We start from the raw sequence: 14,947 nt of genomic DNA on the forward strand, positions 1-14,947 counted from the left end.
CAGCCCATCCGTAGCCGCATTTTGCGCCTATAGGAGTATTTTTAATATAGCGCCGCTGAACACGCGATCGAACAGTCCCCAATTTTGATCGACAAGCCCGTAGGGATGATTGACCATATTACCTTTCAGCTCCGTAATGAAGTATTTGCCGAACCAGTGAAGGTTTCTGAAGTAGCTGTAGCCTCCGACAAAAGCCACCTTGTATTCGGCGGCCAAGCCGCGGTACAGGTCATGGTATCGTTGAAAGCTGCCGGATGAGCCGTTTTTGGAGAATAGCGGGTTGGCGCCATTGTTCGTCAGGAGAATGCAAGGGATGCCGGCATCGCATATGCTTTGCAATAAATAACGCGCGGCTTCTTCGGTCTCCCCGATCTGGCCGTGGCATACGTCGTTGATAAAATACTCCATCACGATCAAGTCCGGCGCAACGCTCAAAACTTCGTGATGAAAGCGGTGCCTGCCATGTCGCATCTCCTCCCCGCCATAGGCAATGACCGAAGTCGAGATCTTCGTCTGCGGATAGGCTTGCCTGAGCGCGACGACGACTTGCGCAGGCCATAATCCGTGACGCGCGTTGCTTGCGCCGAAAAAAGCGATGCGTACAGGCCTGCCTGAAGCCGCCTTCTCCCTGAAGCCGTCCAGATGACCGCGCTGCTCCAGGGGAATAACATCCAGCGGATCGCTCCCGTCAAGTGCTTGTCTGCGATCGAATATCATTTCCGGAAAAGCCGTGATGTAGTACGTCCCTGACAAGTCCTCGTCTGTATCCGCCCCGAGCGGCAAAAAGTCCAGCTCCAGTCCCCAGCTTACCGGATATCCATAGGCGGATTGCAGCAGCAGCGGCAGCTTACGGTCGTCGGGAAGCATCCTGGCTTCCGTCCAACGCAGCGTATCCATCGTCAAGGATTGGTTCGTGCCGTAATCCTCTCCCGTCGTTCCGATTCTGTATTCATACCTCTCCTGGCCCAATCCCTCTGATACGACTTCCGCGGCGCTAACCTCGACGACGTAGGTGCGTTCCGCCATGTCCTCGTAGCGTCCCGTTATAACCGGCAGCGAAGCCGCAGGCCGTGGAGTCGACGAACGGTTCGTTGCGATGCTGCTTCCCCCGCCATAAATACAGGATTGGCCCCATCCCGTGAATACATGGGCAAGGACAAAACCCGTCTCTACCGCCGGCGGCTCGGGCAGCAGCAGCTCGCGAGACTCCGGCGCTTCGCTGTCCCCTTCGACAACGCGGATCGTGCCGTCATCGAGCAGGACGATGGCGTCATATCTGCACAGCCATACGGCGTAATCGATGGAAAGCTCTTCATCGACGTCGATCTTCCCCTGCGGATGGCGCTTGATGGTGCCCCAATAGCTGTCTTGCGTATAATCGGCTTCCGGCACGTACCGCTTCCCGCGGTCCTTTGCGTACACCTGCAGCGAACCGGGAACCATGCGCTGGTAAGGCATCCCCGCGGTGCCGCGAATATTTTCGCCGTTCCAGCCGCTCGGGGAAGCCGTACCTTCGCCAACGATCCGGTAGCGTTGGTCGTTATACCGCCTTTGTCCGGCCACGCGAATACATACCGTTGCGGCTTCGGCCCGCTCGATGACCCGATTGCCCGTCGCGATGCGTCCAGGCTCGACGATTACATTCATGGATGCCGGCTTCGTAGGTACGACCGCCAGGCCCGAAAAACTTGTTAACATGAATAGCCCCCTGCTCGCCGGTTCATCGCTCGGCTTTGGTCAGTAATATCATTTGCGAAGTTAAAGCCGTGTCCAGCTCGATCGCGAGTCCTTGTCTCGACAATTCGTAACCGCCGACAACGAACTCGCTTCCTTCCGGCTCGATCCGCACGCGATAGCTTGCTCCTTTGTCTAGGCCTCGGAACTTTAGCGCATAGCGATCTTCTTCCGCGTTGATCAGCCGGAACACGGTTGCCACAGCCTTACGCCGGTCCTCGGATACGTACTCCAGCGCCGCCCAACCCGTGCCGTCGGCGCCGGGGATGACCGGCGTGTGATGATACACATTGGCGGTCCGGTGGAAGGTCCGAATGAAATCCTTATAGATGCCGATATATTTTTTGGCGCAAGCCATCGTGGCGGGACTCGCTTCCGCAAGGGAAGGCGCGACGCCGCACAGCATCGGATGCCCCATCATGATCACGTGCATGTGAGAATCCATATTCCCTTCCATGCCCGGCGTGTAGGACCTGTTGATGAACTCCGGCGGGAGCGCCATGCTCATGCCGTTTAAGATCCGCACCGTACGCGGCATTTTGAACCAATCGGATACCCATGTCGTCGTGAATCGGCTGACGATGCCGATATCCGTCCGTCCGCCTCCGCTGGCGCAGTTCTCCAGCTGCAAATTCGGAAACTTTTTTCCGACCCGCTCGAAAATCTCGTAAATGGCCTCCATATGCCGCCAATGCGTATTCTCGTTCCAGCCGTCTTTAAAATTGAAGCCTCCTTCGTTCGAGCTCGAGTTGTAATCGAGCCGGAACATATCCAACTGGTATTTCTCGACGAGCCGCACGATTTCGGATTCGACAAAATCCTTCACCTCCGGCTTCGACAGATCAAGCACGCGAGGGAACGTACTGCCGTATTTCGTCAAAAACCAGTCGGGGTGATCTGCGGCAAGCTTCGATTTCGAGCCGGCTGTTTCGATCTCTACCCATAAGCCGCATTTCAAGCCTTTTGAGCGCGCATGCTCATAGACGGGAATCAGATCGTTAGGGAGAATGTCCGCGGCATGCCAGTCCCCCGTCGTATTCCCCCAATCCGTGCCCGGTTGCCCATTGTTGCCGTACCATCCGGCATCGATCATAAACAGCTCGGCGCCAAGCTCGGCCGCGATGTCTACTTCTTCGATCAGTCCCGCTTCGCTCATCTCCGGCTGCTTGTAGCCGGGAACCATATAGCCGGCTTGGTTATAAATGACGGGCTGCAAGCCGTCGCCCACCTGCCGCAGAACGGATTGTCGCAAATAGGCATGCAGGTTCTGGATCGCCGTATCCAGGTCGACGTGGCTCGCTCCGAAATGCACGTCGGGCGCTGCGATCCGCTCGCCGGGCGCTATCGATCTGGCCGGAGAAGGCGTAACCGGTTGCACCTCAAAGTTCAGGTTCATCTTGTTCGGAAGACGACTATCGTTGAAATAATCGGCGAAAAAGGCCGTCTTCCAGTTGGAGGACCAGCCCATTTGACAGACGAAATAGCCGCCGTTGATATTGTTGCGGAGTATAAAGAACGGGCTGCTGTGCCCGCTCATGCCGAAGGTTGAGTTAAAGAAAATGCCGGTATTGACCGGAACGTCCTGCCAGGCAAAGTTCCCTTCATTCGCCCAATACAAATCCTTGAATCGCCCGATGGAATAAGGCGCGACCGTGTCGTCTCGCAGATTATCGGCGATGTTGTCCGTAATGCTCCAAATGCATCCCTTGAACGGAATCACGTTCGTGAGACTCAAAGCGATATCTTCCGAAAGGCTGACGATCTCCAACGATCTTCTGAAAAAACCGAAGCCGCAGCAGCGCGTGATGACTTTTAATTGAATCGGCTTCGATGCATGCGTTAAGGTCAAGGTTCCTGTGCTGTTCCCGAGCGAATCCTGCTCCGATGCAAAGTCGTTGAATTCCCACCCGTAATACAACGATTCGCCGTCGATCGTCAGGTCGAACGATGGTTTATCCTTTAAGTCGGTGTGTTCGTAAATAGATGTTCCGTTATCTTGAAGCCCGGCGAACAGCAATCTTCCGTCCGTCAGCTTTTCGGTGTATATCGTCAGCTCCGATTTGTACTGGAAGCGCATGTTTTCAAGATCGGCAACGATCGCTGTTGAATTGTTGGACACTTTATTCCCTCCCATAAAAGCCCTAATGCCGGGTCAATCCGCCGAAAAGGGACCACCTGAAGGCAGTCCCTTTTCAAGTGCGGCGATCCGAATCCTATTCCAGGTTATTCTCCTTGACAAACGCTTTGGCGTCGTCGACCAGCTTGTGGAATTCGGCATAAGCTTTGTCCACGCCCATCGCCATGAAGTCGTCGACGGCTTTGTTCTTGGCGGCTTCGAAGGCTGCGTCGTCTTTGGCCATAATGAATTTCGCGACGTTCGCCAGGAAGTACTGGTCCGCCTTCACCATAATTTGTTGATTCGGCTCGGACATTTGCTTTACGAACGCGGTGAATGCAAAGTATTTCGAATCCGTGACGGCTTTTCCGTCTTTAACCAGCTTGTCGTAAACTTGGCCCGGGTACAGGTCCGCTCCAAACTGCTGAGCGAGTTCCTTCTCGGCCGGCGTGACGGTAGCCGGATCGATGACGAGCTTCAGATCGAGCGGATAGCCGTCTTCTGCCGTCCAAGCCTCATGAAGATTGGACAATTTGTTCAGCTTCTCGGTACCTACGCTCGTCAGGTAGTCGTTGTAGCCAGGGTCGGTCGTATTCGCCATTTTGCCGATCAATTGCGGTTTGCCGTCTACGACATCCCAATCCACGCCTTTAACGCCGGTGAACAGCAATCGTCCGCCTTCGTCGCCGCTCAGGTAATTAAACAGTTCCATCGTGCGTTCCGGATATTTGTTGGCCTTCGTAATGGCGCGAGCCGGTCCCAGGAGGTTACCGCCTGGCGCGTCTTTCGGATACAGAGCCATGTAACCAGGGAACGGTCCGGGCAATTGCAACAGTTCCGCATTTGCATTTCCGGTATTCGTCACCAGGTCGTTGCCGCCCATCCAGAAGCTTGCCGCCGAGTTGAATACTTGGCCGGAATTGAGCTTGGCAATGTACTGCTCGATCTTCTGCGTGAAGCCTTCCGGATCGAACAGACCCATGCGGTAAGCTTTATTGAAGAACTTGATGCCGTTCCAGAATACGCCGTCCTTCGCGATATAATTGTCTACGATGTCGCCGGTCGTTGCGCTGATCGACGTATTCGCCGTCCAGTTGTTGTAGCCCATCGAGAACGGATAAGAGATGATGTACGGGAACGGATCCGCCGCCCATGCCGAGAACGCATACGTTTTTTTGCCGTCCTTCGTCGTGGGGAACTTGTCTTGCATTTCCTTGTTGACCTTCAAGAAGTCGTCTTCGTTCGTCATGGCCGGCGCGCCGATCGCTTTATACAGATCCCATCTGGTGTAGAATCCGGCAAGCGCGCTCTTAAGCGGCACAGGGCTGCTTGCTGCCTTGTTCACCCGCACGGGCAGGAAGTAGATTTTACCTGTATTGTTGCTAGCGGACGCTTTCATGATTTCCAACGCCTGCGGCGTATTTTTCTTAATGTTCGGGCCGTACTTGTCGATCAAGTCATCCAATTGAATAACCTGGCCGCCTTGGATCAAGGAGTCGACCAACGCGCTGACGGATCCGCCGGTCGTAATGACGTCGGGCAAGTCTCCGCCGGCGATCATCGTCTTCTCTTTGACATCGTCGCCCGTAATGAAGTCCAGCGTGATGCCGAATTTTTCTTGAATGACTTTGCCGATCGAAGTATTCCAAATGCCCTTGTTGGCATCCGAGCCGCCAATAAATACTTTCAGCGTGATCGGATCTCTGGGAAGCTGGGGATAGTCGGACGTACCGGCCGAATCGCTGGATGCCGGGCTGGATGCAGCGGCTTGGCTTGATGCGGGCGCTGCGCTTGAAGCAGGTGCGGATGAAGCGTTGTTCGTTGCGTTATTGCCGGAACATGCCGTCACTGCCAGAAGGGACATGCTGACTAGCATCGCAAGCAAACTCGATTTCTTTTTCATCCCTGACATCGAATAACCTCCCTAGTGATTGACTTCCTGTTTTATCTATTGATACATGGTTTTTAGAAAAAACCATTATACCCGCATTAACCTTTGACGGCGCCGAGCATGATGCCCTTGATAAAATTCTTTTGGAGGAACGGATAGACGAGAATGATCGGAAGCACCGAGATGACGGTAATGCTCATCTTGATCGTCTCCGGCGAAAACTGGAGCTGCCTGCCCGCCCCTGCATGCGCCGCCATGGCCGCCAGATCCTGCGTCATGCTCTGCGCTTCGTTCAGGTAGCCGTACAAGATGACTTGAATCGTCTGCAGATTCGCTTTCTCGACCAACAGGTAATTATCGATCCAGGTGTTCCAGCAGCCGACCGAGGCATAGACGGCGACCGTTGCAACAATCGGCTTGGACAGGGGGAAGATGATTTTATTGAAGACCGTCATGAATCCCGCGCCGTCCAGCTGCGCCGACTCTTCCAGCGATGACGGCAGCTGCTCGATATACGTCTTGATCAAGATGATATAAAAAGCGTTAATAATGCCGGGCAGGACGTAGAGCAGAAAGGAATTGCGCAGTCCGTACGTTTTCATCGTGATATACCATGGGATCAAGCCCGAATTCAGGTACATCGACGAGATCACGATGCGATACATCAATCTGCGAAAAGGCATCTGATGTTTGGTGAAAAGGTAGGATAGCATTGCCGAAAAATAGACGCATAATATAGTGAACAGCAATGTTTTTTCAACCGAAACGAGGAAGGCATGCGGGATCGTGTTCAGGCTGAACACTTTGACATAAGCGTCGATATTCAAGCTTGCCGGCCAAAAATAAACGCCTTTTTGCGCCAATCTCGGTTCGCTGATCGAATAAATAAATACATAATAGAACGGGTAGACGCAGATAAAGGAGAACAAAGCCATAAACACGTAGTTGAAAATGTCGAATGTGCGTTCGCCCAGCGAACCTCGTTGTTTGCCGATCACAGAATCGACTCTCCCTTCGTTTTCTTGGAGAGATAGTTGACGGAGAAGAGCAGCGCGATTCCGAGCAGCGACTTCACCATGCCCAGGACAGTCGCATAAGAGTAGTCGCTGACGGCCCAGCCGACCTTGTAGATGTAGTAGTCGAGCACATCCAGTTTATCTGCGACAAGCGAGTTGTAGAAAACGAAGTACTGATCAAAACCGTTATTCAACAAATTGCTGATCTGCAGCAGCAGAAGGACAAAAAACGTTGGGGCGAGACCCGGAATCGTAATATGGCGCATGAGACCGAACTTGCCTGCCCCGTCTATACGAGCCGCCTCGTACTGCTCGCTGTCAATCCCGGCGATCGCGGCCATATAGATGATCATCGTCCATCCGATCGTCTTCCAGACGTACAGCCCCGCCTGGAAAAACCAGGCCGCGCCATTGTTGCCTAAGAGTCCGATAACAGGTACGTCGAGATGCAGGTTTTTAAGCAGCGTATAGTAGAGACCATCGCTGGAAAAAACGGCGAACGCGAGGGCGAATACGACAATCCAGCTTATAAAGTTCGGCAGCGTCGTCACCGTCTGAATAAATCGCTTGTACTTGGTATGTCTGATTTCATTCATCATAATGGCTGCGATCAACGGCAGCGGCGTGACCAGGATCAGGAGGAAGCTCATGGCCAAGGTGTTCTTCAGAACCCGGTAAATCTCGCTGCGTTCGTTGTACATCTTCATGAAGTTGTCAAAGCCTACGAACTTAAGCTGCGAGAAACTGAGCGCCGGATTGTAATTATAGAAGGAGTAGATCCAACCGAATAACGGTACGAAGTAGAAAGCGATGACATAAATCATAAACGGCATGGCAATGAGGAAGTACTTCCACCCGATTCTATTTTTTTTAGATAGCATCGATTTCTTCTCCTTGGTTCGAATTTGTCTGTATTCTTATTATAGAAAGGGCGTTCATGCTTAAAAATGGACTTTCTATTGAAAAATACAACAAACCTGCACGACCCAAATGAAGCTTCTGCTCACCCTCTAAAAAGTTGTATTTTCTTTACGTTTTTTGCACTTTTGGAATCGTAAATTTTAATTCGGTCCCCCACTGCAGCTCGCTTTGAATTTTAATCGTGTGACGGTCTCCGAAGTGAAGCTGAATTCTGCGATTCGTATTGTACAGGCCGATCCCTTTCTTTTCGCTCGATTGCTCGCTGCTGCTTTTAAGGAGCGACTCCCTGATCTCTTGCAGCTTCGTTTCGGACATGCCTTCGCCGTTATCGAAGATGCTCCAGACGATTTCGTTTTTATGTTCCGCGGCCGATATGGTAATGACACCCCCGTTTTGATTTCTCAATCCATGGGTAATCGCGTTTTCGACCAAGGGCTGCAGCAGAAATCGCAGAATGGGATAATCCATCACCCCGGTCGCAATCTGAAAATGAAGCTTGACCCCGCCAGCCATTCGATAATTCATGATCTTGATATAATTTTCGATATAATCCATCTCTTCCCGAATCGTGCAAAACATGCCCTGCTTAAACATAGGCTGCAAATAATCGCCTAAAGTCGTGATGCTTTCCACGATGTTGTCGGCCTTGACCATGATGGCCATCCATTTGATCGTATTTAGCGTGTTATAGAAGAAATGAGGATTAATCTGCGACTGCAAGGCACCGATCTCGATCGTCCGCTTCTCTTCCTGAATCGAATCCTTTTGTTCGATCAGGTCTTGGATGTTCTTGGACATTTTATTGAATTGCGCAATGAGAATCCCAAGCTCATTCTTTAAATCGAGATCCAGCGTTAATCCCAGGTTGCCTTGCCCCATTCTCCTGACGACGGTCGTTAAGCTGTTGAGCGGCTTCGTAATTCTGCGAATCCAGTATCCGGAGAGAAGGGCCGCCGACGCCAAACTGAAAATAAACATAGTCACGACGATGAGCCGCAAGGTCAAGATGTCGCTTATAAAAAGACTTACGGGAATCTCGTTCACAAGGAACCAGTCCATCTCGCTGATTCGGTACGACATGATCTGTTTTCCGTTTCGTTCTTCGCTGGCGAACTTATCGCTTGCATGCGCGGGATGGTAACCTTGTTCGGGGACGGCACCCGTCTGCCCGATTTTTGCTTCGTCCCCATGGGATACGATTCGTCCCGATTCATCTACCAGATACAAATCGTTATTTTCTATATCGTTGGCATGATTGTAGATATCGTTGAAGTACTTCATATCCATGTTGATCACAAGCGTGGCCGAGTGGTTATTGGAGTAAAAGCTGCGCGCGGCGGTAATATAGTGAATCGGCTTCGCCACGATGCCGGACATCGGTTTCGTATCCGCGATATTAAAATCCTGGTCGGTAAAACCTCCGAACCAGACGAGCGTTTGCCCTGCCGACTTCATTTTGCTATACAGCCGTTCTTGATAAAATGCGTTCACTTTACTGGTCGAATCGAATAAAATATCGTTTCTTTGCGCGGTCGTTCGAATCATAAAGCCGTTGTCTCCAAAATAACTGATCGAATCGATGAATTTATTATCCGAGAGCGCTTCGGTAAAGGATTGGAATGCCGCCGAAACCTGCAGGACGCTGTCCATTTCGGTCATGCTCTTGAAGTTGATTAAATTTTGCAGCTCGGCCTCCAGGAAAAGCTGCCTGGAAACCTGGTCCACCTCGTTAACGAATACCGACAGATTATAATCGTTTTGCTTGAACTGCTGTTGATTCGTATCGATGGCATTTTTTTTCAGTACATTCAGAATGCCGAAGTAAGCGATCAGCGAGCTGATCGTAAAGATAAACAGGAAGATGATCAGGAACGAGACGACCAGTTGATTGGCCAGGGAATATCTGTTTGCTCTATTGAACAGTCTCATCATCCGCGTCATCGTCTCTTTCCTCCCTGCTGTCCACGAACCATTGCTTCCTGAATTCATGCGGGCGCATGCCGGTTAACCTTTTGAATATCCGACTGAAGTAACTATCGTCCTTATAGCCAGTCTTGGCGGCAATCTCATAGGATTTCAAATGGGTATTCATCAGCATGTTTTTGGCCATATCGATCCGATAAGAATTTAAGTATTCGATAAAGCTCGTTCGCAGATGCTTCTTGAACAGCCTGCTTAAGTAACTCGGATTCATCTTCACCTGGTCGGCCAGCTGCTGCAGGGAAAGATCCTGATCGTAATGCGCTTGAATATATTTGATCGCCTCGGCGATTTCTTTGCTGATTGCTCTTTTTTTCTCGTGATAATACTGAACCTCATGCAAATATTGCTTAAAAATCGCGATATTGTCGTCCAAAGTCGAGCTGAGATGAATCCGGCCTGCATAATCGAGCGCCATGCTGGAGATGTCGTCCGCGTAAATATTGAGGTTCACGGTCGGCCAGTGAATCCAGCGAATCATCATCGCCTGAATATCCTGCTTGGAGCTGCGCTCAAGCTGGCAGAGCGACTGAATGCTAGCTTCGATTTCTTTGAAGTACCTTTCGTTAAACGGCTCCAATTCGCGAATCATTTTGTCTAGCTTCATGGCTACGTTTTTAGACACGCGGTCCGCGCCCATTTGATCAGAACGGATATAGGATACGTTTCCGAGAACGAATTTCAAATCGAGCATGCGGAGGCATTCGACGTACATATGCTTAAGCGCGGAATAACCGTTGTGAATGGAACTGATTCCGAAGGTGACGGAGGCATTGAGGTAAGTTTTGATGACGCTGCCGATATGCGAGAGAATGTCCTGCAGCTGTTGATAAATGTTCGACTCGCTGACGATATCCTGGAAGCTGAACGCGAGTATATACTTCTCGTCCCGTTCGTAGATGACCTCTCCCCGGTTGTAGCCCGCCAGCAGCTCGCTCATCATATTCAGAATGCTGAATCGGATCAAATTGCCGTGGCTGTCCTTGAATTTGCTTTCCATTTGCCTGAAATTGTCGATGGCCATCACGCAAAGGATCAGCCTCTCCGGCTCCAGACGGAAGCGCAGTTCTTTGGCAATAACGGCGAATTCAGCATCCGAATAGCGCCCGTAAGACAAATAATCCTTCATGGCGTTTTCTTTGAGGTTGATGGTATTCAACAGGTCGTGCTGGGGCTCCGTTACGGATCGGACGCTTTTCGTTTTTAATTCGGCCTGTACTTTCTGCAACACCTTCTCCATCTCGTCGATGGACATCTTGAACTTGAGGATATAATCGGTCACGCCGAACCGGATGGCCTTATGCACCCAGTCGAATTCTTCGTAGGCCGTCAGAATGATAATCTTGGTCTGGTCATCGTGCTCCCTGATGCGGGTGATCAGCTCCATCCCGTCCATATTTGGCATTCGGATATCGGTCAGGATGAGGTCGGGCCTTACTTGCCGATAGAAATCCCAAGCAGTCTGCCCGTTCGAAAAGTCGGCGATGACCTCCATGCCTAATCTTGCCCATTCGATCGAATTTTTCAGACCAATTCGCACGAGCATCTCGTCTTCTACGATGATGACTTTGATCATAGCTCACACCTCTTTATTCAAGATGCAATGGAATTTATATACATAGAAAGAGCCTATTCAGATAAAGAATCGGCTCTTTCATGCGGGATTCGAATGGGTCGTATTTCGGATGGTTACAGCATGGAGGATTGCAGCAGCTTGACCTTCAGCAGACGGTCGCCGTGCGCGTACCAGCCTCGGGCGACGCCGATCGGCGCGCCGCTTCCCTGGCGAACGGCCATGCCCTTCGCGTCCAGCTCGACCGGATCGTCCTGGTCCGGCTCCGCCTCCGGATGAGCGCGAATGAACACGATTCCGCGATCCTGGACGATGCCGTAATCGCCGGGCGATATGTCGTCCATCGCCGTTCCGTACAACCGTTCGCCCGGAGCCCACGACTTCACGCCATTCCCGCTCAGCGATACCAGGCTCCCTTTTTCGATGTCCGTCGTTCCGGCATTCCGAACGAACCGATGGATCGCAGGATCGCTGATGGACCACTTGCCCCCGCATAGCTCATCGAACGCTGTGGGAACCGACGTGCTGCCCAGGTCCGTTGTCGTTACGGCTTCAATGTAATCGATCGAATTGCCCCGGAGCTCGAACGAAAAGCTGGATTGAACGTACGGGCGCAGCTGCTTCACGGCAACGCCTTTAATGTAGAGATAGCGGAGGAATTCCGCCCTGCAGCCTTCGATGATGACCTTTTCACTGCCGTAGGTGATCAGTTCGCCTATCACGATATAAGGACTGATGCAGTTGTAAAGCTCAAACCGGCAGCCTTCGCCGGTATAAGCCTCGAAGCCGTTGTGCATCCAGAGCATGCCGTTGGAATGCACGCCTCTGGCGACAACCCGCTGGCCCTGTCGAAGCCCGCATGCGAGACCATTTTGATAATTGCCCATCTCCGGCGTGTTTTCGTTGATCAGGGTGCAGTCAATGAGCTCGATCGTGCCCTGCAGGCAGTCGTCGTCGATGTGCACGGGCGCCTTCAAGTTATAGCTGACGACGGTCATGTTCCGAAGCGACGCATATTCGATCCGCTGTCCGTAACAGGCCGTATCGAACACGTTTTTCGCGTCGCTGTATTCGTCGTCCCGCTTTACAATCCGTACGCCGCCCCGGGATTGTCCGACGATCTCCACGTAATTTTTCAAGCCCAGATAAAGGTTGCCGTCATTCGAGACATCGTAGGTGCCGTTCAAGACCCGCAGTATATACCGCTTCCGGGCCGAGTTATCCGCGATATCGTCGAGCGCAGCCTTCAGATCTGTATAATCGCAGTCCTCGCCGACGGTTCCGCCGGCTTTTACGACCTTCTCTACGAGTTCGTACTGTGCGCTCAAGTCTAGGGCCATGCCCGGAACCGCCTCCTTGCGAAATCATCGTGTATCCGCGTGTGCAGTATCGGCTAGGGAAGCAGCTTGAAGTTCGGCATATAGCCGTGAATTCGGAATGCCCGGAAGCCTTCTGCATACTCGTAACCGGCCTGCAAGCCTCTGAACTTGTCCGAAATCTCCATGATGCTGAGCAGGTTATGCGACTGATACACATCCATCCAGTTGAACTGGCTAGTATGCTTGGTCAATGCCTCCTTCTTCAAGGGGAACACGTCGGAGATGTCGACGTATACTTCCGGCAGGAAACCGATTCCGGCGGCAGGCGTGTAGCAGAACAGAGACGGATTCTTCGCGATCGGCGGTTCGTCCGCCGGAATTAGCTTGCCGGGAATCGACAGCATGACCTCGCTCACGATTTTTCCGGTAACGGCGTGGTCCGTGCTCGGATCCTCCGGAGAATGGGTCAAGATGACGTCCGGATTCGCCCAGCGAATCGCGTTGATGACGGCTCTCCTCGTCTCGGGCGTATCTTGCAGCCCTTGATCGTCGAAGCGAAGGAAGCGGACGTCCGCGCCCAGGATCTTCGCCGCCTCGAGCTGCTCCTGTTCCCTCTGCGCGGCGATCGCCTCTCTGCTCTCGTACTCGTTGGAACCGATGTTGCCGCTGGTCGTCAAGGCGATAAAGATGTCGTGGCCCTGCTGTTTGTACTTCAACAACGTTCCTGCGCAGTACACTTCGATGTCGTCCGGATGCGCGCCGATGGCCAATACGTTCATAGGGATCCTCCCGCTTTCGAATGAGGTTCGATTTTTGTTAGACGAATGACGTTCCAGGACAGCTTCGGCAGGCTAATATGAAGGCGTCCGTCCCGAAGCTCCGAGCCGCTTGCCGCATGCGGCGTTACATTAAACGGATCGCTCGCCGTGTTTCTTGCCTTAGGATCCGGATTTTCCAGCACCAGATGCTCGGCGATCCGGTAGCCGGCGAATTGTCGGAGATCCGCTTCGACCTCCAGCGCTTCCGCCAAGTCCCGATTCACCGCAAAAATCGTCAGCTGCTCCGATTCGTCGTCATAGACGGCGGCCGACTCCAGGCATGGAACGTCCGTAAACTGCTGGCAATCGTACTTGGGGCTTCGAATGATCGGCTTGAGCGAGACGCCTCTGCCGTACATCGATACATGCAGATACGGATAAAAAATCGTCTGCCGCCAGGCGATCCCGTTATTCGCCGTCATGATCGGAGCAATCACGTTCACCAGCTGGGCGATGCAGGCCATCCGAATGCGGTCCGCGCGCTTGAGCAGGGAAATGATCATACATCCGACTACGATCGCGTCTTCCAGCGTGTAGATATCCTCAATCTGGGGCGGCGCGATTGTCCACCGCTCGAGCTGCTGATCGGCGGCCGCGCTGTGATACCAGACGTTCCATTCGTCGAAGGAAAGCATCATCTGCTTTTTGCTGCGTTTCTTGGCCTTCATATAATCGCAGACGGCAATGACGGAATGAATGTAATCGTCCATCTCCAGCGTCTTTGCGACGAAGCTGGCCGTATCGTCCTTACGATTGCCGTAGTAAGTATGAAGCGACAAGTAGTCGACATGATCGTACGAATGGTCGAGCACGGTGGCTTCCCACTCGCCGAACGTCGGCATATCTCGCATGGAACTGCCGCAAGCGACCAGCTCGATCGATGGGTCGACCCATTTCATAAGCTTCGCCGTTTCGACAGCCGTTCGTCCATATTCGTCTGCCGTCTTGTGCCCGATCTGCCAAGGGCCGTCCATTTCGTTGCCCAAGCACCAAGTTTTGAACTTGTGAGGCGCTTCGTATCCGTGGGATCTGCGCAGATCGCTCCAGTACGTACCGCCGGGATGATTGCAGTATTCGATCAAATTGCGCGCATCGGCCGGCCCGCGCGTGCCTAGGTTAACGGCCATCATCACTTCGGCGCCTACCGCTCTCGCCCATGCCGCGAACTCGTTCGTGCCGACTTCATTCGTCTCCAGAGCGCCCCAAGCCAGGTCGAGCCTCCGCTTGCGCGCGGCGACGGGACCGACCCCGTCCTCCCATTCGTAGCCCGACACGAAATTGCCGCCGGGGTACCGGATAATCGGAACGCCCAGCTCTTGCACCAATGCCATAACGTCCTTGCGAAAGCCTTGCTCGTTGGCCGCCGGATGTCCCGGCTCATAGATGCCGCCGTAGACCGCCCGCCCCACGTGCTCGATGAACGAGCCGTACAATCTCGGATCCACGGTGCCAATGACGTATTCTTTGTCCACGATCAGTTCAGCTTTGCTCATAAGCGTTTGTTTCCCCTTTTCAATGCTTCTCCGTTGCTGCACGTTTGTGCTGTCGATGGTGGACCAAATCGTTCAAAAATGGTAAG

At 52.6% G+C, this 14,947-nt stretch carries 10 protein-coding genes; all 10 read right to left on the bottom strand.

Going from position 1 to position 14,947, the window contains the following annotated elements; genetic code table 11:
* Positions 1–27 precede the first annotated feature (27 nt).
* The 10 genes from KB449_RS12805 to arfA all read right to left on the bottom strand — a co-directional run bounded on the left by KB449_RS12805 (position 28) and on the right by arfA (position 14,861).
* Positions 28–1,698 carry an SGNH/GDSL hydrolase family protein gene (locus KB449_RS12805; protein ID WP_282908748.1) on the bottom strand — a complete coding sequence of 557 codons (1,671 nt, stop codon included), beginning with the start codon at positions 1,696–1,698 and terminating at the stop codon, positions 28–30.
* 22 nt (positions 1,699–1,720) lie between these two features.
* Positions 1,721–3,853 carry an alpha-galactosidase gene (locus KB449_RS12810; protein ID WP_282908749.1) on the bottom strand — a complete coding sequence of 711 codons (2,133 nt, stop codon included), beginning with the start codon at positions 3,851–3,853 and terminating at the stop codon, positions 1,721–1,723.
* 94 nt (positions 3,854–3,947) lie between these two features.
* Positions 3,948–5,762, bottom strand: a complete 1,815-nt coding sequence (locus KB449_RS12815; protein WP_282908750.1) for a type 2 periplasmic-binding domain-containing protein — start codon at positions 5,760–5,762, stop codon at positions 3,948–3,950.
* A gap of 77 nt (positions 5,763–5,839) precedes the next feature.
* On the bottom strand, positions 5,840–6,739 hold the full coding sequence (locus tag KB449_RS12820) for a carbohydrate ABC transporter permease (protein ID WP_282908751.1): 900 nt from the start codon (positions 6,737–6,739) through the stop codon (positions 5,840–5,842).
* Complete coding sequence (locus KB449_RS12825; protein ID WP_282908752.1) at positions 6,736–7,638, bottom strand: ABC transporter permease subunit; 903 nt, start codon at positions 7,636–7,638, stop codon at positions 6,736–6,738. Before KB449_RS12825 ends, KB449_RS12820 begins: the two co-directional genes overlap by 4 nt.
* A 148-nt stretch (positions 7,639–7,786) precedes the next feature.
* Positions 7,787–9,619: a cache domain-containing sensor histidine kinase gene (locus tag KB449_RS12830; protein WP_282908753.1), complete on the bottom strand. Its 1,833-nt coding sequence runs from the start codon at positions 9,617–9,619 to the stop codon at positions 7,787–7,789.
* Positions 9,591–11,234 carry a response regulator gene (locus KB449_RS12835; protein WP_282908754.1) on the bottom strand — a complete coding sequence of 548 codons (1,644 nt, stop codon included), beginning with the start codon at positions 11,232–11,234 and terminating at the stop codon, positions 9,591–9,593. Before KB449_RS12835 ends, KB449_RS12830 begins: the two co-directional genes overlap by 29 nt.
* A gap of 113 nt (positions 11,235–11,347) precedes the next feature.
* Positions 11,348–12,571, bottom strand: a complete 1,224-nt coding sequence (locus KB449_RS12840; RefSeq protein WP_282908755.1) for a hypothetical protein — start codon at positions 12,569–12,571, stop codon at positions 11,348–11,350.
* Positions 12,572–12,624: 53 nt separating this feature from the next.
* Positions 12,625–13,329, bottom strand: a complete 705-nt coding sequence (locus KB449_RS12845; protein ID WP_282908756.1) for a PIG-L deacetylase family protein — start codon at positions 13,327–13,329, stop codon at positions 12,625–12,627.
* On the bottom strand, positions 13,326–14,861 hold the full coding sequence (gene arfA, locus KB449_RS12850) for an arabinosylfuranosidase ArfA (protein ID WP_282908757.1): 1,536 nt from the start codon (positions 14,859–14,861) through the stop codon (positions 13,326–13,328). Before arfA ends, KB449_RS12845 begins: the two co-directional genes overlap by 4 nt.
* Positions 14,862–14,947: the final 86 nt, after the last annotated feature.

The sequence above is a fragment of the Cohnella hashimotonis genome (genome assembly GCF_030014955.1).
GTDB classification, from domain to species: domain Bacteria; phylum Bacillota; class Bacilli; order Paenibacillales; family Paenibacillaceae; genus Cohnella; species Cohnella hashimotonis.

Excerpts from the sequence above, each read along its gene's own strand:
- KB449_RS12840 (WP_282908755.1), bottom strand. The coding sequence starts at position 12,571 with ATGGCCCTAGACTTGAGCGCACAGTACGAACTCGTAGAGAAGGTCGTA.
- KB449_RS12815 (WP_282908750.1), bottom strand. The coding sequence starts at position 5,762 with ATGTCAGGGATGAAAAAGAAATCGAGTTTGCTTGCGATGCTAGTCAGC.
- KB449_RS12835 (WP_282908754.1), bottom strand. The coding sequence starts at position 11,234 with ATGATCAAAGTCATCATCGTAGAAGACGAGATGCTCGTGCGAATTGGT.
- KB449_RS12805 (WP_282908748.1), bottom strand. The coding sequence starts at position 1,698 with ATGTTAACAAGTTTTTCGGGCCTGGCGGTCGTACCTACGAAGCCGGCA.
- KB449_RS12845 (WP_282908756.1), bottom strand. The coding sequence starts at position 13,329 with ATGAACGTATTGGCCATCGGCGCGCATCCGGACGACATCGAAGTGTAC.
- KB449_RS12830 (WP_282908753.1), bottom strand. The coding sequence starts at position 9,619 with ATGACGCGGATGATGAGACTGTTCAATAGAGCAAACAGATATTCCCTG.
- KB449_RS12825 (WP_282908752.1), bottom strand. The coding sequence starts at position 7,638 with ATGCTATCTAAAAAAAATAGAATCGGGTGGAAGTACTTCCTCATTGCC.
- arfA (WP_282908757.1), bottom strand. The coding sequence starts at position 14,861 with ATGAGCAAAGCTGAACTGATCGTGGACAAAGAATACGTCATTGGCACC.